The sequence below is a fragment of the Hungatella hominis genome (assembly GCF_014288005.1).
GTDB classification, from domain to species: Bacteria; Bacillota; Clostridia; order Lachnospirales; family Lachnospiraceae; genus Hungatella; species Hungatella effluvii.
Genome location: NZ_JACOPB010000014.1, coordinates 66,978 through 89,037, shown reverse-complemented (window position 1 = coordinate 89,037; position 22,060 = coordinate 66,978). Strand labels below are relative to the sequence as shown.

Annotated in this window: 17 protein-coding genes; 2 read left to right on the top strand and 15 right to left on the bottom strand. The window is 50.4% G+C overall.

The window, feature by feature from the left end:
- Window positions 1–41: 41 nt before the first annotated feature.
- Both H8S75_RS23620 and H8S75_RS23615 read right to left on the bottom strand, forming a co-directional pair.
- A complete protein-coding gene (locus H8S75_RS23620; RefSeq protein ID WP_187023640.1) occupies window positions 42–971 on the bottom strand; it encodes a carbohydrate ABC transporter permease in 930 nt (309 codons plus the stop codon).
- Between the two features lie 50 nt (window positions 972–1,021).
- Window positions 1,022–1,966, bottom strand: a complete 945-nt coding sequence (locus tag H8S75_RS23615) for an ABC transporter permease (RefSeq protein WP_110323174.1) — start codon at window positions 1,964–1,966, stop codon at window positions 1,022–1,024.
- Between the two features lie 317 nt (window positions 1,967–2,283).
- Between H8S75_RS23615 and H8S75_RS23610 the strand changes: the two genes are divergently transcribed.
- Together H8S75_RS23610 and H8S75_RS23605 are read left to right on the top strand one after the other, a co-directional pair.
- Complete coding sequence (locus H8S75_RS23610; RefSeq protein WP_187023639.1) at window positions 2,284–3,777, top strand: sulfatase-like hydrolase/transferase; 1,494 nt, start codon at window positions 2,284–2,286, stop codon at window positions 3,775–3,777.
- A gap of 110 nt (window positions 3,778–3,887) precedes the next feature.
- Window positions 3,888–4,616, top strand: coding sequence for a gamma-glutamyl-gamma-aminobutyrate hydrolase family protein (locus tag H8S75_RS23605; protein ID WP_187023638.1), 729 nt, complete (start codon window positions 3,888–3,890; stop codon window positions 4,614–4,616).
- A 20-nt stretch (window positions 4,617–4,636) separates the two neighbouring features.
- On the opposite strand, the gene H8S75_RS23600 is transcribed toward H8S75_RS23605, so the two are convergent.
- From H8S75_RS23600 to H8S75_RS32825, 13 genes are all read right to left on the bottom strand, one after another.
- On the bottom strand, window positions 4,637–5,521 hold the full coding sequence (locus H8S75_RS23600) for a DMT family transporter (protein WP_187023637.1): 885 nt from the start codon (window positions 5,519–5,521) through the stop codon (window positions 4,637–4,639).
- 191 nt (window positions 5,522–5,712) lie between these two features.
- Window positions 5,713–7,647 carry a BglG family transcription antiterminator gene (locus H8S75_RS23595; RefSeq protein WP_187023636.1) on the bottom strand — a complete coding sequence of 645 codons (1,935 nt, stop codon included), beginning with the start codon at window positions 7,645–7,647 and terminating at the stop codon, window positions 5,713–5,715.
- Between the two features lie 30 nt (window positions 7,648–7,677).
- Window positions 7,678–8,493: a PTS system mannose/fructose/sorbose family transporter subunit IID gene (locus tag H8S75_RS23590; RefSeq protein ID WP_187023635.1), complete on the bottom strand. Its 816-nt coding sequence runs from the start codon at window positions 8,491–8,493 to the stop codon at window positions 7,678–7,680.
- Window positions 8,486–9,274 (bottom strand): PTS mannose/fructose/sorbose/N-acetylgalactosamine transporter subunit IIC, encoded by a 789-nt coding sequence (locus H8S75_RS23585; RefSeq protein ID WP_187023634.1) that lies wholly within the window; start codon window positions 9,272–9,274, stop codon window positions 8,486–8,488. The genes H8S75_RS23590 and H8S75_RS23585 overlap by 8 nt, the downstream gene beginning before the upstream one ends.
- Before the next feature lie 18 nt (window positions 9,275–9,292).
- On the bottom strand, window positions 9,293–9,772 hold the full coding sequence (locus H8S75_RS23580) for a PTS sugar transporter subunit IIB (protein WP_002602005.1): 480 nt from the start codon (window positions 9,770–9,772) through the stop codon (window positions 9,293–9,295).
- A gap of 20 nt (window positions 9,773–9,792) precedes the next feature.
- Complete coding sequence (locus H8S75_RS23575) at window positions 9,793–10,212, bottom strand: PTS sugar transporter subunit IIA (protein WP_117633281.1); 420 nt, start codon at window positions 10,210–10,212, stop codon at window positions 9,793–9,795.
- Between the two features lie 104 nt (window positions 10,213–10,316).
- Window positions 10,317–11,408 carry an SIS domain-containing protein gene (locus H8S75_RS23570; protein WP_187023633.1) on the bottom strand — a complete coding sequence of 364 codons (1,092 nt, stop codon included), beginning with the start codon at window positions 11,406–11,408 and terminating at the stop codon, window positions 10,317–10,319.
- 287 nt (window positions 11,409–11,695) lie between these two features.
- Window positions 11,696–12,364, bottom strand: a complete 669-nt coding sequence (locus H8S75_RS23565) for a helix-turn-helix domain-containing protein (protein WP_187023632.1) — start codon at window positions 12,362–12,364, stop codon at window positions 11,696–11,698.
- Between the two features lie 423 nt (window positions 12,365–12,787).
- The gene (gene dnaB, locus H8S75_RS23560) at window positions 12,788–14,125 is read right to left on the bottom strand and encodes a replicative DNA helicase (RefSeq protein WP_002602027.1); all 1,338 of its coding nucleotides are present in this window, start codon (window positions 14,123–14,125) and stop codon (window positions 12,788–12,790) included.
- A 12-nt stretch (window positions 14,126–14,137) separates the two neighbouring features.
- On the bottom strand, window positions 14,138–14,584 hold the full coding sequence (gene rplI, locus H8S75_RS23555) for a 50S ribosomal protein L9 (protein WP_025531337.1): 447 nt from the start codon (window positions 14,582–14,584) through the stop codon (window positions 14,138–14,140).
- Entirely contained in the window at window positions 14,584–16,644 is a 2,061-nt protein-coding gene (locus tag H8S75_RS23550) for a DHH family phosphoesterase (RefSeq protein ID WP_187023631.1), read from the bottom strand. The genes rplI and H8S75_RS23550 overlap by 1 nt, the downstream gene beginning before the upstream one ends.
- A 264-nt stretch (window positions 16,645–16,908) precedes the next feature.
- On the bottom strand, window positions 16,909–17,397 hold the full coding sequence (locus tag H8S75_RS23545; protein WP_243270433.1) for an NADH-quinone oxidoreductase subunit NuoE family protein: 489 nt from the start codon (window positions 17,395–17,397) through the stop codon (window positions 16,909–16,911).
- A 213-nt stretch (window positions 17,398–17,610) separates the two neighbouring features.
- Window positions 17,611–21,801 carry an N-acetylmuramoyl-L-alanine amidase family protein gene (locus H8S75_RS32825; RefSeq protein ID WP_243270426.1) on the bottom strand — a complete coding sequence of 1,397 codons (4,191 nt, stop codon included), beginning with the start codon at window positions 21,799–21,801 and terminating at the stop codon, window positions 17,611–17,613.
- Window positions 21,802–22,060 lie beyond the last annotated feature (259 nt).

Genomic DNA, 22,060 nt, shown 5'->3' with positions numbered 1-22,060 from the left:
GGAAACCCGACTGATAAGCAGTTATTAAAATACGGGCGTGATCACCCTTTGACGGCTCCGACCGTCAGTCCGGAGATAAAGTATTTCTGGAAAAACGGGTATGCACATGCGATTGGCAGTACAATAATGACCACAATCGCCATACGGGCCGCTTCCTTTGGCATATTTGCAACCATATCCGCCATACTCGCGCCCATGGTTGCGGCGTTCTGCGCCAGCATGTTGATATTGGTCATGATGGCATTTAAAAGTGCCTGCAGGGAGTAGAGACGCTGGTTGTCGATGTACAGCATGGACTGATACCAGTCATTCCAGTAGGCGAAGCACAGGAACAGCCCAATGGTTGCGATAACCGGCAGGGAGATTGGAAGCACAATCTGAAAGAAAATCTTAAACTGGGTGGCCCCATCCATCTTGGCCGATTCGATCAGTTCCTCCGGTATGGTTGTCTTAAAGAACGTCCTGCATATGACGACATTAAAGGAAGATACCGACAGAGGCAGAATCAGCGCCCACAGAGTATTCTTTAAATGCAGGAACTGGGAGACAATAAAGTATGTAGAGACCAGACCTCCGTTAAATACCATGGGAATGAAGACCAGCATGGTGAGAAATCCGTTCAGCTTGTAGTCCGGCCTGGATAACACGTATCCCATCAAGGTGGTGAGAAGCGTTCCCAGGGCGGTTCCCACGATAGTAACAAACAGGGATACTCCCAACGCCCTGATGATCAGGGCACCCTGCTTCAGCAGATAGCCATAGCCATCCAGCGAAATGATCTTAGGAATCAGCCGGTAGCCGTAATCGGTGATAGACTGCTCCGCGGAGAAGGAGATTGAGACCACCAGCACCGCCGGTATTACACAAATCAGGGCCAGAATCAGAAACATGATATTTAACAAAATATTAGCCCTCGTGGATATCCTGTTGAAGCTCTGCACGTCTGCCGCTTCCTTATTTTTTTTGGACATATTCTTCCTCCTGTCTAATGAATGAGTGATAGTAGTTTTTCAGACACGTATTAGATCATGGCGCTCTCCCGGTCAACCTTGCGCACTACGGCATTGGCCAGAAGAATGGTGATGCATCCGGCAACGGACTGGACGAATGCGGCCGCCGAGGCCATTCCCGTGGTCGATGACATGAGCTGTTTGTATACAAAGACATCCAGTGTATACGTTACATTGTACAGGGAATTGGAGTCTCTGGGCACCTGATAGAACAGGCCGAAATCCGAATAAAAGATACGGCCCACCGCCATGATGAACATCATGATAATGACAGTCCGCATGAGCGGAAGCGTCACCCATTTCATCTGCTGCCATACGCTGGCCCCGTCAATACAGGCGGCCTCGTAATACGTCTTGTCAATTCCGGTAATGGTAGCCAGATACACGACCATACTGTAGCCCAGATTTTTCCAGAGATACATAAATATTAAAAAGCCCGGCCACAGCTTGGGAACCATGTACCATTGTTTGGGATCCTGGCCGAGGCCTTCCATCAGATTGTTTAACATCCCTTTGTCAAAGCTTAAGAAGGCCCATACCAGAGCGGTTACCACCACCCATGACAAGAAATACGGCAGAAACATGGCCGTCTGAAATACCTTCGCCATGCGCTGGTTGTGAATCTGCCCGATTAAAAGCGCCATGGTTACAGGAACCACAATGTTTAAGATAATGAAGGTGATATTATAGAGAATGGTGTTTCTGAGTATCATCCAGATATCGCCGGACGAAAACAGGAACTTGAAGTTGTCCAGTCCGCACCACGCGCTGGTAAGAATGCTGTGTAGAAATCCCCCGTTGATGGTATACTTTTTAAACGCAATAATAATACCAAACATGGGCAAAAACGAGAAGAGCAGGTACCAGACCGCGGTTGGAAATGCCAGTATGGTCAATTCCGTGTCATCCCTGTTCCACTTCCGCTTTTTCCCCGGCTTCTTTTTCAAATCTGCCATAAAATATGCCTCCTTTTTCTTTTTCATTGTTCTTTTTCATATCTAAAAAATATTATAATCTATGCATTTTTACTTTTCTATCTATGATTTCTTATATAGTATCCTGTAAATGTTAGGTATATCCGAAATTTTATTGTTTTGTTTTTGTGCATTATGCACAATCGTTTTCCTTCTAATTCCTCTCTGTCACAGTTTTTTATCTCACTTTTTTGCAGGTATATCTAACGTTTATGAGATAGACAACCTTCTCCGTATTTTTTATACTGAACTCAGAAATGAAACCGACGCGGTACCCAAAGAGAGAGGAAGAACCCATTATGAATGTACAGCAAGAAATACAGCAAAAAATGAAAGACAATATTCTGCTGATCACCACGGACCAGCAGCGTTTTGATACCATCAACGCCTGGGGAAACCAGAGTATCTTCACACCGCACTTAAATTATATGGCAGCCATGGGGACCAGTTTTACCGGCTGTTACGCCTCATGCCCGATCTGTGTCCCCTCCAGAACCACCATCATGACGGGCATCGAGGGATACGAAAGCGGCGTTGTATCCAACGCGGACCACAGAGCATTTATGGAAGCGCGGACAGCAAAGCGGCTGACGCTTCCCGCCATGCTTACGGACGCCGGTTATCAGACATGTGCAAAAGGAAAGATGCATTTTGAGCCGGCCAGGGCCTGCTACGGCTTCGAGCATATGACCCTGCCGCTGGACTACATGCGCGCCTGTGACAAAAGAGGCGACCGGGTAAGGCCCAAGGTCCACGGCATAGGTGAATGCCTCATGGAGCCTGTGATTTCCACGGTGGAGGTCAGGGACAGCATGACCTCCTGGATCGGGGATGAAGCCATTGATTTTATCGAGACCAGAGATCCCCTGCGCCCGTTCTTTCTGTGGACCAGCTTCACAAAGCCGCATCCACCGTTCGATCCCTGCCGTGATTTCTGGGAACTGTACCAGCAGATTTCCATGCCGGAACCGGTATACGGAGACTGGTCCCACTCCCTCGAAGGCACTCCCCAGGGCTTTCTGGCCGGTTCCTATGAAAATACGGATATGCATCTCTTCGGTCCCGAACAGATTGCGGCCAGCCGCAGGGCATACTATGCCTGCATCACCCAGGTGGATTACCAGCTTGGCCGGCTGTTCGGTGCGTTGAGAGAACACGGTCTCTTTGAAAATACCTGGATTCTCTTTACCTCCGACCACGGAGAGATGCTGGGCGACCATTACATGTCCCAGAAGAACCTCTTTTTTGAGGGCTCCGCCCATGTGCCGTTCATCCTTGTTCCTCCAGCCGGGCGCGGCATCCCCCATAACAACCAGGTGGCTGGCGTCATCACGCTGGCCGATGTATTTCCTACCATACTGGCTATGGCCGGACTCACACCTCCGGAGGATGGAAGCGGAGAAAACCTGCTGCCATTTCTCAGTGGAAGGGGACAGAAAGAAAAGAGATTCTATGGAGACAGCCTTCATACGAATTTCTGTGTGATGGAAGACCGGAATAAGCTGATCTATACGAGAATTGGCAGCAGTATGCTGCTGTTTGATTTAGAAAAGGATCCCATGGAACGCCATAATCTGGCGGACGATCCCAAATACAGGGAAGTCAGAGAGCGGTTGTGGAGCTTATTAATCAGCCACGTAAAGAAAACCGCTCCCCAGGTATTAAAACCGGGAAGCGGCACAGACAATTCCGATACTTTTATATCCATTCCCGCCCCCCGTTTTCCCGGAGACATGCCCGGACGGTGGCTGGGATTCCATTACCATGATTATACGGTAGATACGTTTCATTGAACAGGTACTGAGCAGGAGCGGTGACACCAGTTTTCCATTGCAACCGGAAATAAAATCACATATAATGTAAAGAAGATTAAAAATGCAATGAATGAAACGAGGTATGATTCATGAAAAAACCATTGATTGGTCTTACGCCCTCCCACAACACAGACAACAACGACATACAGATGCGCCCCACCTACATAAAGGCTCTGACGGCCGCCGGCGCCATTCCTGTCGTACTTCCGCTGACTTCGTCTGAGGACGACTTAAGGCAGCTTGTGGACACGCTGGATGGCTTTCTCTTCACCGGAGGCCCCGACGTCCACCCCTTCCTGTTCGGAGAAGAAACTTTAGACCGCTGCGGCAGTGTTTCCGCCGAGAGGGATCAGATGGAACTGGCTCTCCTCCCCCTGGTGATGGAGACCGGCAAGCCTGTTCTCGGCATCTGCCGCGGGATACAGCTTTTAAACATCGGCCTGGGCGGCACCATCTGGCAGGATATTCCCAGCCAGGTAAAGAGTGATTTTCCGTTGGCCCACACCCAGCCCTTCGCCTACACGCTCCCCTCCCACACCGTGACCTTGCAGCCCGACAGCCGTCTGGCCAGGATCGCGGAAGCGGAGACACTGTCCGTCAACAGCATGCATCACCAGGCAGTCAGGGATGTTGCCCCCAGCCTCGTCGCCTCGGCCCGTTCCTCCGACCAACTGGTGGAGGCAGTGGAGATGCCGGATTACCCGTTCTTCATCGGCGTCCAGTGGCATCCGGAGTATCTATGGGAGAAAAATGAAGCCGCCGCCAGACTCTTTTCCGAGTTTATCAAGGCGGCGGCTGGTACTGCATTGCGTAATTAACCGTGCTGCAGTACCGGAACTTAGCGCTTCTTCCCAGCGGCTGCGATCAGCACCACGCTGAGCAGGATACACAGGCATCCCGCGATCTTTCTCGCGGTGAACAGTTCGCCGAGGACCAGCACTCCAAGGATCACGCTGGTGATCGGCTCCAGTGTGGACAGTATGGCTGCCGTAGAAGCGCCTGTATACCGGATTCCCAGCTGGAATAAGCTGATCGCTCCCACGGAGGCACAGATGGAGACCAGGAATGCAAACAGCCACGCCTGGCCGGTTAAGTGAAGCGCCAGCTGGCCTGTCACGCCTCCGTAGATTCCCGATAAGGCGGCGCCGAACAGGCATAAGTAGAACGACAGCTTAAAATAGTGCATGTTCTTGATCCCCGACTTGTCCATAACTACCATATGAATGCTGTAAAACAGTCCTGAAAGCAGCGCCAGAAAGATTCCGGTGCCGCTTCCCGTGGCCGCAGAAAAATTTTCCAGAAACAACACGGTGCCGGCCGCTCCGCAGAGCAGAGCCAGCACCTTTTTTATCGTGATCCCCTCCCGGAAGATGAGGACGCAGCCCGCGGTAACCAGTACGGGATAGATAAAATGAAGCGTGGTGGCCATTCCCACCGGTATGTATGAGTATGACATATAGAGCGTCACCGTCGTTGCGAATGCCCCGAAGACGCCGCAGACAGCCACCGGCATTCTCCAGGCAGGTTCCACTTTAAGCGGGATGCCCTTTATTTTTAAGATCAGGAACAGGATCGGCAGGGACAGCAGACAGCGCAGAAACGTCATCGTGATCCCGTTGGCCCCGCCGTCATAAGAAATCCTGGCCAGAATGGGCGTAAATCCGAATATAACGGCAGAGGCTGCCGTAAATATAATTCCTTTATATACCTGGTTCTTCATCATAGTTTTTTTCCTTTCCGGTGCAGAGCCGTCTGACCGCAACCATTCAGACGGCAGGATAAACTTGTAAACTTACAGAATTTTTAAAAGCTGCTTTCGTCAATAACTTTAGCTGAGATTTCGGGGTTTTCGTTCTGCCGAAATCTCTCTCAACCTCATGAGGAACCACAATTCTTAGTAATTCTGTAAGTTTTCTAGAAGCAGAGCTTCAGACATTCTTCCGTAATGTCGCCGCAGAACACCTCATAGCTCTGTGTCTTTAAAAAATGTTCCACTTTTTCCGGCGATGAGGCCCAGTTGGAGACAATACGGCAGAGCAGCGACAAATTCTTGTCTCCGTCCCGCTTCGTCTTGATCATCACCAGCACTTTTATAATATCCTGTTCCCACAGAATAGGCGTTTTTAAGATGCAGACGTAACAGCCCGCGTTCTTTAAGATTCTCCCCAGATCCTGGATATGGGCGATCCCGTTGCCCACCTCGTTGGCCCGGAAAGCATTCTTCCAGTCCAGCTCCGTGGCGATCAGGCCGCGCCCGGCCAGACAACGGTACAGGTTCTCCATGACCTCATCCCGGTTCCGCCCCTCCAGTCCGAACATGCCGAATTCCGGTTTTAAATACTGCTCGATCTGTACCTGCTCCAGCTTATATTCCGCGATCGCACTGCAGACCTCGCTGGTGGAATCGCCGTCCTGTATCTCATAATACGGCAGATTCCCCGGCAGCCGGTAGTCGCTCACATAGATCAGATACTGAAGCTGGTTCAAATAGCCGTTATTGTGGTATTTATCTATCCATATCAACTCATAGCCGTCCTTCGGGAGGCTTTCCGAAAGCTCGTTATAATAGATCAGCGCCTCCGAGAGCCCTAAGTCTCCGCAGAAGCCGATCTTAAACTTCTTCCGCTTCTCATGGGTGCTGATAATCATGTTAAACGCCGGCACCAGATACGCGAACTCATTATTGTCCATCTGCACTCCAAACAGCTTTTCTATGATACCGCTGGCAGAGTGAGCCACCTTGGTGGCAAACAGATAGCGGCGCAGATTCTCAAACAGAAGTGGATTTCTGACGATCAGATGCGTTCTGAGCCTTAAGACCATGGGCTCAATGCTGGTATATAAAAAATCCAGGAACACAGGATCATCGGTAAAATCCAGTTCAAAATTGTCCTTCACCTCCCGCAGAATTTCCGCCACGCACTGCTTTAATGTGGCGTGTTCCTCGGAGCCTACAGGACCGCTGTCCGGCATTTTCTTACTCAGGATATGGAGAGCAAAATACTCCCGCTCTTTCTCAGAAATCGATATGGAATAGAGTTCTTCCAGCTGGTCCGCGACCTCCCCTGCCGCGTACCGCTCCCTCACATAATTCATCGTCATGGTACCGCAAGACAGCTCCCCGATGCCGCATCCGGCCCTCATGCGCAGCACACTGACATACATATGACTGGCCAGATCCACGGCCAGAAACGGTGACAGCCTGATCTTATTGGCCCGGCACGCCTCCCAGACGATCCGGACCAGTGTCTCTCTCTGGGCATCCCAGTCATACTTTCCGCCATCCGCCCGCCGCTGAACCATAACCTGAAGCTTGTCATCGTACCGGAAGAAATATTCCGCAATACAGAGGCGTTTATCCAGTTCATCACCGGCGACACCGATTCCCCGCCGCAGATTCACGTCGATCTCCAGACGGAACTTGGCAAGAAGGGTGCGGGCGCGGTTCAAGTCCTGGGTAAGGGTCGAACGGCTGATGTAAAACGTGTCCATCAGCTCCTCCGCCTTATAGTACGGCTTTCCGATCAGCAGCTTGTTGATGATATAGATGACTCTCTGAAAATTATACCGGAACACTTCGCCCTTATTTTTCCGCAGATTGGCCCGGAGCGCCTTCGACAGCCCATCCATGTCGGAGCAGTCTCCCACCAGCAGGCGGTAGCCGTAGGACCGTTTCGATTCGATCTCCACGCCGTACTCCTTTAAGAAGCTCTGAAGCTCCTTTAAGTCGTACTTTACCGTGCGCACAGAAACCCCGGCTGCTTCTGCGAGAGCAGCCGAGGTTACGTACGTTTTCCTGCCTAACATCGTTTTTATTATGATGACATATCTGGTTCTTGCCTCAACCATGAGCTTCTGACCTTTCCGGGTTCGCCAGGATTAAAGGATGTGAAGAAGAGAACCTATCACACCTACTGCGATTGTAATCAATAAGATTGTAGTTGATTTGCAGCCTTTTTTCAAGAGGCCAAACATCGCCAGGGTGTAAAGCAACGGAAGCAGCAATGGAAAAATCTGATCTAAGTATCCCTGAAGCTCAAACGCCGTCTCCCCGATGGTAAAGGTAAGCGGGGTTTTCATCGCAACCATGGAGGCACTCATGGCGCCGATTACCATAAGGCCAACGATTGACGCGCCCTTGGAAATCATCTTTAAGATGCCTGCGCTCTTCGAGTTGCTCATTAAGCCTGCGCCGAACTGATAGCCCAGCACTGTGCCGTAGTAGCGGATCAGGAGATGCGGAACGTTGAAAATGATTAAGAACAGAACCGCACCCAGAACGCTTCCCTGCTGTGCCAGAGATAAACCGATACCTGCGGCGATGATTCTCAGTGTGCCCCAGAAGAAGGAATCGCCGATTCCGGCTAACGGGCCCATGAGTCCTACCTTTACGTTATTGATGATATCCTTGTCAAAGTCCTTGTTCTCACTGGCTTCCTTCTCCATGGCTGCTGTAACGCCGCTGATTACGGATACCATATGAGGTGTGGTATTAAAGATCGCCATGTGGCGCTTTAAGGCTTCCGCCTGTCCCTCTTTTGTCTTATAGAAACGTTTAATCGCCGGCCACATACCCACGGAGAAGCCCAGGGCCTGCTGCCTTTCGTAGTTGTAGGAGGCCTCCAGCAGGAATGAATTCCAGAACAGGCCATTTACCATTTTTTTGTCTTCGGCAGACATTTTTTGCTTACTCATCGAACAAATCCTCCTCTTCCTCTGAACTTACGGCTGCAGCCGCTGCTGTCCCATTTCCAGACGCGCCCTTTTCATAGCAGATCACAAAGGCCAGCACGACGCCCATGATGGTAACCGCCATAATCGGCAGATTCAAATAGGATATCAGAATGAAACCAAATACGAAGTAAATTGCATTGCGTTTCTCCATCATCGGAAGAAGGAGAAGTGCGAAACCGACTGCCGGAAGGAGTCCGCCCGCTACGGAGAGACCATTTAAGATTACCTGCGGAATATTGTTTACAAACGCCTCAACCGCCGGTGAACCGAAGAGCAGAGCCACAAAACCTACTGCGAAATACATGAAACACTGAAGCAGAAGACCGCCGATGTTTAATGCGTACAACTTTTTGATGTCTCCCGCCTCCGCTAACTTCATGGCAAGATCCATAAACCAGCTTCGGATAATGAACACGATAACCTTTAATGACTGGGCCAGAATCGCGATAGGAAGTGCCAGAGCCAGAGCAATATCGGCTCCCTGTCCGGACTGGATCGCAAACGCCGTTCCAAGTCCCGCGCCGACTAATACATCCGGCGGAACCGCGGCTCCGATCTGAATAGCGCCCATAAATACCAGTTCCAGAGTGGCTCCGACCATGACACCGGTCTGTAAGTCTCCCAGCAGTGCACCGATCACCGGTGAGATCACGATCGGCCGGATCACCATAGGTGTACCGCCTAATTTTTCCAGGAACCACAATACTGCCATTGCGAGTCCAACTAAAATTGCTGCCTGCATAATTTCATTTCCCCCTTTTTAAAATTTCTTACGTAAGTCCGCATACTTTGCCATTGCCGTGGACGGTACTTCCTGAACCTCGATGGTATATCCCGCAGAAGCTATCTCATCTAAGTTCCTTAAGTCCTCCTCATCCACATAAACGGCCTTGGAAAACAGTTTCTTACCGTCCGCCATCTGAATTCCGCCTAAGTTGACGACTGGCTTCTCCTCCAGCTTCTTTAAAAGGCCGTTGGCATCGGCCGGACTACCGCAGATTGCAAATACTTTCATGTCCTTCAGTTTCGGGTTATTGATCAGCTTCGCCGCTTCCTCCACGCTTCTGGTGGCCAGCTTCACACCTTCCGGGCAGCACATCTTGATAACGCCCTTCCGAAACTCGTCTGCCGCGGCCGCGTCGCTGGCGATTACAATGGCGTTATAGCTGAGCGCCGATTTCCAGCTGTAGGCTACCTGGCCGTGCAGAAGTCTGTCATCAATTCTTAATTTTACTATCATATCGGATATCCCCCTTCTATTTAGAAATCAAAGTCATCTGATGAATCAGCGGCTTCTTCCATCTCCACAACCATAAGCTGTTCTCTGGCCAGCGCCACTGTATTCTTCAGCTGATCCGCCGTAATGGGGCTGTCCCCGTCCAGCAGAGTTACAAGTTCCAATACCAGCGGCAGATTCGCCCCAGTGACAATCAGGCTGTTCTTCAGCCGTTTTCCCATAATTTTCTGGTTCACGCTACCAAAAAATGCATCAGTGATTACCAGAACCTGATCTCCCTCTCCGAGAGATTCCGCATAGTCGTCTATCTGTTTTTCCAGAGGTGTTTCCGTGACAAATGCGTTAATACAGGTGATGTCTTCCCGCTTCCCCATAATCAGGGACAGCGCGCTTTCCAGGCCATCCGCAAATCTTGCGTGAGCCGCGATGAGCATTCGTTTCATTTCTTTTCCTCCTCGTTATGAGCACTTAGCGAGATCTTTCACGAGCTTAGTGCAGTGGCGCGTTATGAGCACTTAGTGAGGTCTTTCCCGCTTAGTGCAGTGACTTATAAAGTTTTTGTGATATACTGGCTGACTACCGCGTTGACGCCTCTGTGTAAGTCTCTTCCGCGGTCATCCGCCATCCGGTAAGCAAGCACCTGGAACACGGTCACGTACTCCAGACCGAAGAACCAGCGGCTGGCCGGGCTGATGGTTAAGTCCCGTTCTTCCAGCGGTTCCTCTCCTACCAGGGCGCAGAAACCGATCTGCTCCTTGATGAAACGGGCGATTGCCTTCGCCTTCTCGTCATCCTCTCCCCGGTGATGTAAGATAAGGAAGAGAGTCGCGTCATCAAAAGAGTTCTGAGGGCCATGGATAAACTCTTCCAGCTCGAAGCTTCTTGTCATCATGGGAACCATCTCCATAACCTTAATATCCCCTTCGTTGACGATTGGATACAGGTCTCCGGTTCCGGCCAGCATCATTTTATTTCTTCTTAACAGTGAGAATTTATTGGCCTGATACCACGTTTCCGTCGCCGCTTCCACAGCCGGCAGATTCTGGATCATCGCATCAAAGTCCTTTAAATATCCTGCTTCTGCTTCCGCCGTCACCTCTCCATTATAGACGCCTGCCGCAAGTCCCAGCAACCAGCAGACGGCGGCTGAGGTGGAAAATCCGATGGTGCGGTACATGTATTCCTCCTGTCCGCATCCCATATCCAGGTGGAAACCGGCCATCCTTGCGATGGACGCTTTTGCATCCGCGGTGATCGCCATACACGGCCTGTCCGCATTTTTAATCTTCTCCAGGGCCTGGTAAACAAGCTTTGTCTCCCCTCCCTGGGAAATTACCACATATACCGTCGAATCCGTATCTCCTGCCTCCCGGCTCAGTTCCGTATCGGCTTCATAATTTACAAATAAATTCGGATACTTGAAATCCGTCTCTATTCCGCACTGATTTTTTATAAACAGCTTCGCTGTGTGGGCACTGTTGTAAGAGGACCCGCTGGCGATAAACACGAGGCGGTGAACCTTTTTGATCCCGCTCTCAGACAGATAATCCGCAATATTTTTCGCGCGTTCCGGATAACTGTCCCTGATTCCCTTCAGACATTTTGGAATCCTTTCAATACAATCTAATACAGTTGTCATATCCTGCACCTCCCTGACAAGTCACAGTATAGTCCTTTGCAAAAAAGTTTTCAAATTGTATTTTTGCACTATATAAAGTGCAAAAACAGGCATACTTCCGAAGTACTGTTCTTTTTTCAGCCAAACTCCCTTCGCATAGTGTGCGCAAAAGCGGCCTGACCATTCGAGTCACGCCGCTTTCATACATGTATTACCATTATTCTGTTTTTCATCTCAGTATCTTCCTTATCGTAAGCTTTATCATTTTGTTGTTTACTTGTTTTATCTGTGAATCCTACACTGCCGCGTTAAAGCTTCTTTCCATTTCTTCCAAACTTCTTTTTCCGGTTGAAAAACGGAATCTTTGAAGCCGCAGCCTCGGCACGCCCTTTGTTATCTTTCTGATACGACCTGAGAATCTCGTCCAGCTGTTTGAACCGCTCTTCTTCCTTTTCATCCTTCACCCGCATTAAATATTCCAGTTCTTTTACAACCTTGTCATTTACGATACTGCTGACGTCCTGGCTCAGCTGTTCATTGTTGACCTCCAGGGCCCGTCCAATGATGTGATTCATGATTTCCTGGAATTGCTCCATCTTCTCCTGAGCAATGATTACCTGCGCTGTGCTATGTACTTCAGCAAGTCCCGTCTCTCCGTCTCCGCTGTCTGTGACTACCGCGCTCTCTTTTAACGCCCGTGTCACTGATTCCTCCAGAAGCTCGTCCGGTATCACCGGATCTTTTCCGTCTTCCATGATTTTATCAAGCGCTGTCTTGATGGCTTTTAACTGGTATCCTTTTTCCTTCAGTTCCTTGATCTGCTGGAATAAACGGATGTGTGCTTCGGTGTAATACCGGTGTCCCATTTCATTTCTTGGAATCGCAAGCTCAAGCTCGTCCTCCCAGTAGCGAAGTACGTGGGACTCTACATCCACCTTTTTAGATGCGTCCGATATTAAGTAATGTATCTCAGCCATAGCTATATCCTCTCCTTTGGTTCGTATAGTTTCATAACTTACTATTTATATCTTATGCGGCGGTGAGAGGGATTATGATATATTATGAAAAATATTTTTGAAGATCTTCATAATCTTTCTTCGTGGCTTCGACCACTTCAGACATCAGTCGATAGCCAAAACGGAGTTGACGGGCTGGACGGGGCGGAACGCCCGTCGGCGCGTGGTTAATAGTTGGGAGGAGGGGAGTCCGCAGGAGCCAGGCATACGAATCAGGAAGGTTCTCCAACTATGCTGGCATAGATACAGACTTGGCAGAACCTTCCTGATTCGTATGCCTGGGGGGCGTTCGCCCCATAGAAAAAGAGGTATGGGCTGCGCGGAAAACAAGCTCAAATTGCGAGTTTGTTTTCCGCGCAGCCCATACCTCTTTTTCTATCCTGCTCATTGCTTGGCCATGTTTGCGAATTTCGTAAACTCTGGTCTCCACACTAAATTAACCGTTCCAATGGGACCATTTCTCTGCTTCGCAATAATAACTTCTGCAATATTCGGCATATCCGTATCTTTATTATAATAATCATCTCGATAAAGAAACATAACCACATCCGCATCCTGCTCGATTGCTCCTGACTCTCGTAAGTCCGACAGCATCGGACGGTGATCCTGCCTCGTCTCACACGCTCGGCTTAACTGCGATAAGGCGATTACCGGCGCGCTTAATTCTCGCGCCAGCGCTTTTAAGGATCTTGAAATCTCTGATATCTCCTGCTGACGGTTGTCTCCGCCGCCTTTTCCACTTCCACTCATCAACTGCAGGTAGTCAATAATCACCACGCTTAATCCATATTCCAGCTTCATCTTTCGGCATCTGGAACGCAGTTCCATGATAGAAATACCCGGCGTATCATCTATGATCAGTTTGGAATTGCCGATGACACCGATTCCTTCTACTACCGCATCCCAGTCGGAGTCGGACAGCGTTCCGGTTCGAAGCTTCTGGGAATCTACGTTGGATTCCATCGCTAACATACGGTTTACCAGCTGCTCCTTTGACATCTCCAGACTGAATACCATACACGGCAGACCTTTTTTTACCGCAATATGATCAACCAGGTTTAGTACGAACGCCGTTTTTCCCATGGAAGGACGGGCCGCAATCAGAATAAAGTCGGAGGGCTGCAGGCCCGATGTCTTGTAATCCAAATCGATAAAGCCTGTCGGGATTCCCGTTACGGTTCCCTGGTTTTTGGAGGCTTCCTCGATTTTTTCGAGAACGTTCATCGCAACCTGACGGATGGGGACGAAATCACCGGAATTACGGCTCTGCAATAAGTCGAATACCGTTTTCTCCGTCGTCGCCAGGATTGTCTCCAGCGGCTCTTTTCCTGCGTAACACGTGTTGGCAATGTCTTCGTTGACCTTGATCAGTCTCCGCAGGACCGCTTTCTCACGTACAATGTTCGCATACGATTTGACGTTGGCCGATGTTGGCACCGTCGTGATGATGTCCCGCACGAAGTCGAGACTGCTTACCTCGGGCGGGACATCCTTTTCCTTTAACCGGTTCTGAAGCGTGATTAAGTCTACCGGCCTGTTTTCATTGAAAAGCTCTACCATGGCCTCAAACATGACTCCATACTGGTGCTGGTAGAAATCATCGGCCGTTATGATCTCGGAAGCCGCTATAATCGCTTCCCTGTCCATCAGCATGGAGCCGATTACCGACTGCTCCGCCTCCACACTGTGAGGAAGTACCCGCTTGATCAGGGCGTCATCCATGTCTTAAGCCTCCTAGCTCTCTACTACTTTAACAGCAAGCTTCCCGGTCACTTCCTTGTGCAGCTTGATCGGAACCTCATGTACTCCAAATGTCTTAAGCGGCTCCGGAAGAACCAGTTTCTTCTTGTCAATGTCTAAGGAAAGCTGGCTCGCGATAGCTGATGCGATCTCCTTTGAAGATACGGAACCAAACGCCTTTCCGCCTTCTCCCGCCTTGATGGAAACGGTGATGGAAGACTTCCCAAGCTTTTCTGCAAGCTCCCTTGCCGCTGCCAGCTGCTCTGCTGCCAGTCTGGCCTCATTGGCCTTCTGAAGCTTTAAATCATTTAAGTTCTTCGGAGTTGCTTCGATTCCCAGCTTTTTTGGGAGAATAAAGTTTCTCGCGTATCCGTCATTGACCTTGACAATCTGGCCCTTTTTTCCAAGTGTTTTTACATCCTCTAATAATACTACTTCCATTATGATATATCTCCCTTCTCTAACATGTCTCTGATGACTTCCTTGACACGGTTTCTCGCATCCTCAAGACTCATGTCCTTCAGCTGCGCTCCCGCGATGGTCCGGTGGCCTCCGCCGCCCAGCTTCTCCATCATGACCTGGACATTCACCTCGTCGATGGAACGGGCGCTTAAGTAAATCGTATTGTTGTAGAACGTCATAACGATAGACGCCTTCATTCCGGCTATGTCAAGCAGCTCGTTCGCCGCCTGGGCGCCCACTACCGTCGGGCTTTCAATGCCCTCGGACGGGCATGTGCTGATCGCAAAACAGCCCTCAAATATCTCCGCCTCCCTGACCGCCTCCGCCTTGGCCTTATAATCGTCAAGATCGTCGCGGAACAGTTTGCGGACACGCACAACATCGGCGCCGTTTCTCCGCAGGAACGCGGCGGCCTCGAAGGTGCGGACACCTGTCTGGTTCGTAAAATTGTTGGTATCGATCACGATACCGGCATACATCGCGTCGGCCTCGGCCGATTTGATACGGATTCCGTCGGCGATATACTGCAGAACTTCCGCAACCATCTCACACGCGGAAGACGCGTACGGCTCTACGTAAGAAAGCACCGCATTGTCGATGATCTCACTGCTCTGACGGTGATGATCCAGAACCACAATGGTCTTGACCAGCTTAAGAAGCTCCGGTGCATCGGTGATGCTGGGGCGGTTTACATCCACCACCACGAGGATGGTGTTATTGTCCACTAAGTCGGCAGCCCTGGCGCCGGTCATGAAAATATCGTCCGGATAATCGCTGTTGCCGGTAAAACGGTCCATCATCGGCTTCACCGAGGAAGTCACTTCGTTGATAATAATGTTGGCCTTCTTGTTCATGGCCGTGGCAATCCGGTAGATGCCGACTGCCGCGCCGAAGGAGTCCACGTCCGTCAGACGGTGCCCCATGATCAGAAGGCGGTCCTTCGTCTCCATCAGCTCACGGAGGGCGTGGGCCTTTACACGGGCTTTCACACGGGTGGTCTTCTCCACCTGCTGCGCCTTGCCGCCGAAGTACTGAATCCGCTCCCCATCCTTTACCACAGCCTGGTCGCCTCCGCGTCCCAGAGCCATATCGATGGCGATACGGGCGTAGTCGTAGCTCTGGCTGTAACTCTCCCCGTTCATACCGAGGCCGATACTTAAGGTTACCGCCATCTCATTGCCGATGTTGACCGTCTTCACATCCTCCAGGATAGAAAAACGGTTATCCTTCAGCTCCTGAATATAGCACTGTTTGATCGCAATGAAATACTTATCCTTTTCCAGCTTCTTCACGATGCCGTTCATGGCGGTGATGTACTTGGTGATCTTCCGGTCGATCAGTGCGGTTAAAAGAGAGCGGCGCACCTCTTCCACACTCTCCAGCGCCTCCTCGTAGTTGTCGAGATAGATGAGGCCGGCCACCATCTTCTGGTCGTTGACCATCTGCTTATAAGTAAGAATCTCCGTCTCATCGAATAAATAGACCGCGATCAGCACCTGACCCGCATCCTCTGTACCGATGGCATCCGCTATGTCCTCGATGGAATCCTTCATGTAAACGGCCTTCAGCTGAACCTGATACTTACGGTCACCGCACGTGCAGTGGAGCACCACAGAGCCCTCCTCTAAATCCAGGACCTCCTTTGTGATCTCCGGAAAAATCGATGATAAGTATTTCCTCGTATTTTTAAATGGCTTTTCCTCGCCCAACACTTCTGCCAAAGCAGTATTCCCCCAGAGCACCCGGCCGCTCTCATCCGCAATTCCGTACGGAAGCTCCAGGTCGGTAAGCAGCTGTTTCTGCATCCAGGAATATTCCGCAGAAAATTCCACCAGGCCGTTTAGCAGTCGTTTCTTTCTGTAGGTGTAGATCCACAGAGCGATTCCGATATACAGCAGCGTAAACACAGCCATAATAATCCCGGCCGTCACGCTGACCGCTCCGATTATCGCATTCATGATAATCAGCATCGCCGATAGATATAACGGCCACTGCATATAAGCCCTCAGCTGCCCCTTTACTTTTATTTTTTCTTTCATATTTGTCTCCTTAGAATATAGGTTCCGCAGGCAGAGCGGGGCGCGCCTCCATGCGGAACATTTTCACATTATAGGACGTATTGTCCCGTAACATGAAAAAAGGGTTCTTTTTTCGCTATTTTAATATTATAACATAGCCTCTCTGGTTCGTCTATGATAATGGGGCAAAAAATCAGGGACTGCCCCCGCCGGAGTTCCCGCTTATGAATAAGTAAGAACCCGGTGTGCCAGTCCCATTCTGCCTGCTTTTTCCTGTTAAAACCGTCAGTATCTACTCAGAATTGCGGCGACCTCCTCCGGCTTTACATGACCGTAGGAATCGCTGTCCACCATCAGGTTCGGAGCGGTTTTGCACTCCTTTAGACATTCCTTCATCATGATCTTAAATGCACCGGACTCCCTCGCCTCCACCGCCTTCAGCACCGCCTCAAAAACTTCAGCGGAACCCTTACTGCCGCAGCGCGCTCCCGTACAGACCGTGATGCAGTGTCCATAAGGCGCCTTCTTAAAGCTGGGATACAGTTTGATCAGCTGTAAGAGAAGCGTCTGCTTCACGCCCAGTGCATCTGCCATCGCGCTGGTCTTCTCCGAAGGAATATATCCGTACAGTTCCTGTACCTCCCGAAGCATCTCCACGATATTATCCTGGCTCTTCGCATCCTTCTGGCCGCCGTAGTAGTCCACGATTTCCTGCCACTGGCGTTCCTTCTGCTCTTCTTCCTCCATCTGCATTCTGAATTCGTTTCTGTCCATGTCATTCACCAGCCCTTTCCCTCCTGTCCGGCATTACGCTCCCATCATACCAGATTTCGTTCTATATTTCTATCCTTTCCTATTTCTGCCTGACTATTCCTGTCACACAGGGTAACAGTCAGCTTACGCTGAGGGAATTTAGAAAATGAAAGGGCTGTGAAAATATGGAATTAAATCAACTCCATTTTTTCACAGCCACTTTCTGTCTTGTCTCTATTCTACCAGTTTCCCATTTTCATCCACCAGATATCCGTCCGGTGTCCTGGTATTCCGGTACATTTTTCCTCTGGTTCCGTCAGGTTCTTCATTAAAGTAGTAGTAAACTCCGTCAATGAGATACCATCCGGTCACCATCCGTCCTAAGGTGTTGTCGGAAACCGGATTTAAATAATAGGTATCCCCGTTTCCGTCCGTATACCATCCGGTCATCATGTATCCGTTTTCGTCAAACCGGAACCAGTCAAAGGCAGACTGCCCGGCCATGATATTGGCATAGGGATTAAATGCGGCAGCCCAGACATTTGCATAGCTTCCGTTGGCTCCGTAAAGATTCCAGCCTCCAGCCACCTTCTGCCAGGTTCCTTCTGTCACGTATTCCGGAACACGAATTCCTTCTATCAGCTTCGTAGCGCCTCTGTAATTCACCGGCAGGCTGCTTTTCGATTCCCCGGTTCCGCTGGAGCCGGAGCTTCCTCCGTTATTTTCCGGTTTCTCCGGCTCTGCGGGCTGATCCGGTTCTTTATCCAGAACCTTGACGGTCCAGCCTACGGTAGTAGTCCTCTGATTGCCGGATTCGATGGTATTGGTCACCCTGCACTGATACTCATACGTTCCGGGAATCTCGGTGGAGGGCAGATAGCTGTTGCCCGCAGCTCCCTCTATGGCATTCCACTGACCGTCTCCATTCTTCACATACCACTGGTAGCTTAACGTTCCTCCGTCCGTCACCCATGCGGTGACGCCCATTTTAGCTGCCTTTTCACCCTTTGCATACTCCCTTTTGCCGGCGTCAGAGCTGACAGTTGGATACTGTGCCCCTCCTTCCTCCCTGCCCAGCACCTGAACGCATGCAATCTTACTCATAACCTCTGCTGTCTGCTTTCCTGTTGCCTCGGGCTTGAAATTGATAATCTTACAGAAATAGTACGTAATCCCCGGCTTATCCATATGGGGAATGATCGTTTTTTCATTGTTATACATCGGGAGCCAAGAGGCGCCTGTCATGCTCTTTACATCGTTTTTAAACCACTGATATTCCACCTTTCCGCCGTCTTCCGATTTTGCATCAACCGTAAGAGTGATAAAGTTTCCGCTTCCCATTTCGCAGGTCTGCATCTCCTCATCCAAATCCTTTAAGAGGATCGGCGGTTTCGCATCGGTTACTGGCCCTGAAACCTCAATGAACCAGGTTGCATCGATGGTACTGTGATCGCCGGACAAAATGGTATTGGTCACGGCGCATTTATAACGAAACAGTCCGTTGTCTTTTGTGGAAGGCTTATAGCTCTTCTCGACAGCTCCTTCTATGAGCTTCCACTGACCGTCTGCCATCTCATACCACTGATAGCTTAATGTTCCTCCGTCCGTCACCCATGCATCCACTATCATGGCCTTCGGCTCTTCTCCCTTTGTATACTTTACCTCATTCGCATTGGAGCCGAGACTGGGGCGCTGTGCCTTTGCTTCTTCAACTACAATGGTAACTACCTGCGTGGACACAGAGACTTCTTTCTCCTGTGTGGCCTTCTCGTTGGTATTGGTCACAACACACCAGTAATAGGCAGTTCCCGGTTCCTCGCTGGACGGCAGATAGTTGGAGCTTTTCGCACCGTCAATGGCTTCTGCTCCGCTCTGATCCGCCTTAAGGCTCCTGTACCACTGGTAGCTGATTTTCCCTCCATCCTTCGGATTCATTACGCCGATATATAACTCATCAGCCTTTTGATTCTGCTGGTATGTAACGGTTTTGGCTTCCAGATCCAAAGTAATCACCGGCTCATCGGCCTTTTCCGGCGGCGGATTTACCACGATCGTGGCAGTCTTACTGTTTATTTTGACCTCCTTCATGACACCGCTGAAAAATTTCTGGCTTGTCACCTGGCAGCGGTAGTATACAGTTCCTACTTCGTTTGTAGGGACAGGAAAGATATTCTGGGTTTTTCCGCTTAACATCTCCCAGTTTTCTTTATCCGTACTCTGATACCACTGGCAGGTGAGCGTGCTGAAATTTTCACTCATGGCGTCGACCCGCAGCGACAGAGAATCCAGCTGGATACATTCCCTCGGCTTCTCGTCCAGATCAACGATAAAGTAAGGCTTATCCACCGCCATAGTATGGACATTTACCATAGTGCTGACAGCCTGGGCCGTCTTATTCACCGTGGCCTTCTCGTTGGTATTGGTGATGACGCACCAGTGGAAAATCTGGCCTGCCTTCTCCGTGGATGGCGTATAGGCAGGTTCCGTGGCTCCTTCAATCGGGGTGCCTGTGTCGTAATTGGCATTTATATTGCTATACCACTGATAGGATAAGGTGCCTCCGTCCTGGGACTCGGCCTTTATCCTTAATTCCTCGGCCTCATCTCCCACCCAATAATCGCTTTTTCCGGTGGTATCCAGGGTAATCTTCGGCTCCTCGGCATTCTCCACGGGTGCTTTTGGCTCCTCAATGATCACAATGACTCCGTAGGTTGCTTTGCTGGCCGTTTTCTTTCCTGTAGCCTGTAGATTTTCATTGGTAACCTCACAATCGTATAAGTGGATTCCTATCTCGCTGGAAGAAGGCGTGCAGGATGGCTTGTTACTGTCCGGTATAAATTCAACAGAGTTGTTTCCCCTGTCGCCGGTTTCATCACAGACCGTCCTCCTCCACCGATAGTTGATGGTTCCCCCGTCTGTTGGCTCTGCCACTTCAATGGTTAAGGGTTCTGCAGTCTGATTGAGTTCATATCTGACAACGCTTTTCTTTTCTAAATTCTTTATAATAACCGGCGCCTCGGCATCCCAAAGCGGCTCGATCGTCCCGCCTTCTCCCTCCGGAAGAAGCGGCGCATCTGTGTCTGTTCCGTCAAAGGCGATGAGGGACGGAAGCTCAGCTCCCACGGTAAGCTCTGTTTCCCCAGGCTGATTCCAGACATTCTTCGAAGCTGCTAAAAGCCGGAAAAACGTCATTAAGGAATCGTTGCCTGAAGCGGCGGAAAGAGTCTGGCCGTTGGCCGCCTTTTGAAGGTCTGACCAGCCCTCCTCTTTGAGCATTGCCTCCTCGCCCTCTTTTCCCAAAACCATATCCTGGCGGGCAGAGCAGTCTGTTATCATACCGGAGCTTCCCACATACCCGGCCAACCGGCCAAAGCTTTGCGCATTCTCCCCCAAAGCCGTAATTTTCACATTCAGCGCACAGCATTTTTCTATGTAGGCCCTGTAGGAAGCCACATAGCCTGCGATACCGCCGACGCCCGGGTTTTGATAACCAAAACCGCCATTCGCCGGCCCCGTAACCGTGCCTGTGGCGTAGCAGCGCTGTACAGCTCCCTCCTGCATCTGGCCCACCACGCCGCCGGCATGGCCGATTGCCATTGCTGATTCACTGGGCCATATCGACACGTCGCCGGTGGTATAGCAGTCCATAATCCACCCGTTGTCCTTTGCCGTTCCCACCAGACCGCCGGCGCTGACATTGACAGCGCCATCGTCCAAATCCTGATCAACGGTAATCTCGCAGGCAGAGTAGCACTGCTTCACATAGGAAGAGCCCTCTAAGACTCCCACCAGACTGCCTACATTACAGCCAGCGTCGCGATAAGACTTGGAATAGGCAGCAGTAACCGTAACGGTTCCCTCCACGCCCAACTGTTGTATTGTACTGCCTCCTGCCACATGGCGGAACAGGCCCACTGCATCCTGCCCCTGCATGGAATCCGGATCGGCCGTAATGGCCAGCCCCCGGATCACATGGCCGTTTCCGTTAAAGCTTCCTTTAAAATAGCTTTTCACGCTCTCACTCGAGTTTTCTGCTCCGGTTCCGATCATGATATTCCCGGCATTGTCAAGATCTTCTAACAGCTCATACTTTGTCTCCCTGCTGGCCTGATTGGTATCCGGATCATTGACTAACTCCGTCAGTCTCTCAAGCTCCTCCAGGCTGCTGATGGTGTAGGTTTTTCCTGCTTCCAATTCAGTCACGGTGTCGTCCAGGGGGATTTCCGCCTGTCTTTTAGACGCCGCAGACGGGGTGGCCGCATTGCTGTCCGTCGCCTTCCGGCCAGCGAACTCTGCACTTAGTCCCTGATCCTTAGAAAGCTGGGCGTCCTCCCACGCGAAGCTTGGCGCTCCCGACATGGAAAAGACCATGGAAAGCGTGAGAAATACAGATAAAATCCGCTTTCCGTTCTTCATTTTTCTCATTTCATTTCCTCCTTATTTTATTTCTGCGGGCAGCAAGCCAGGCAGACACGCCGGCGCACCCATTTGGCGACTGCCAAAGGAGTCAAATCCCACATTTCTCTACCGTGAATTATAGCACGAACCATGACGGCGTTTTGGACACCGTGCTAAAAATCACGTTTTCGGAGATAAAAATCACCTGTCTGTTTCGGCTCCAAAAGAGGAGAAGCATACGCTCTTTATGGCCGTTCTCCTGCATATTTGGGGAAATGAAAAGGCT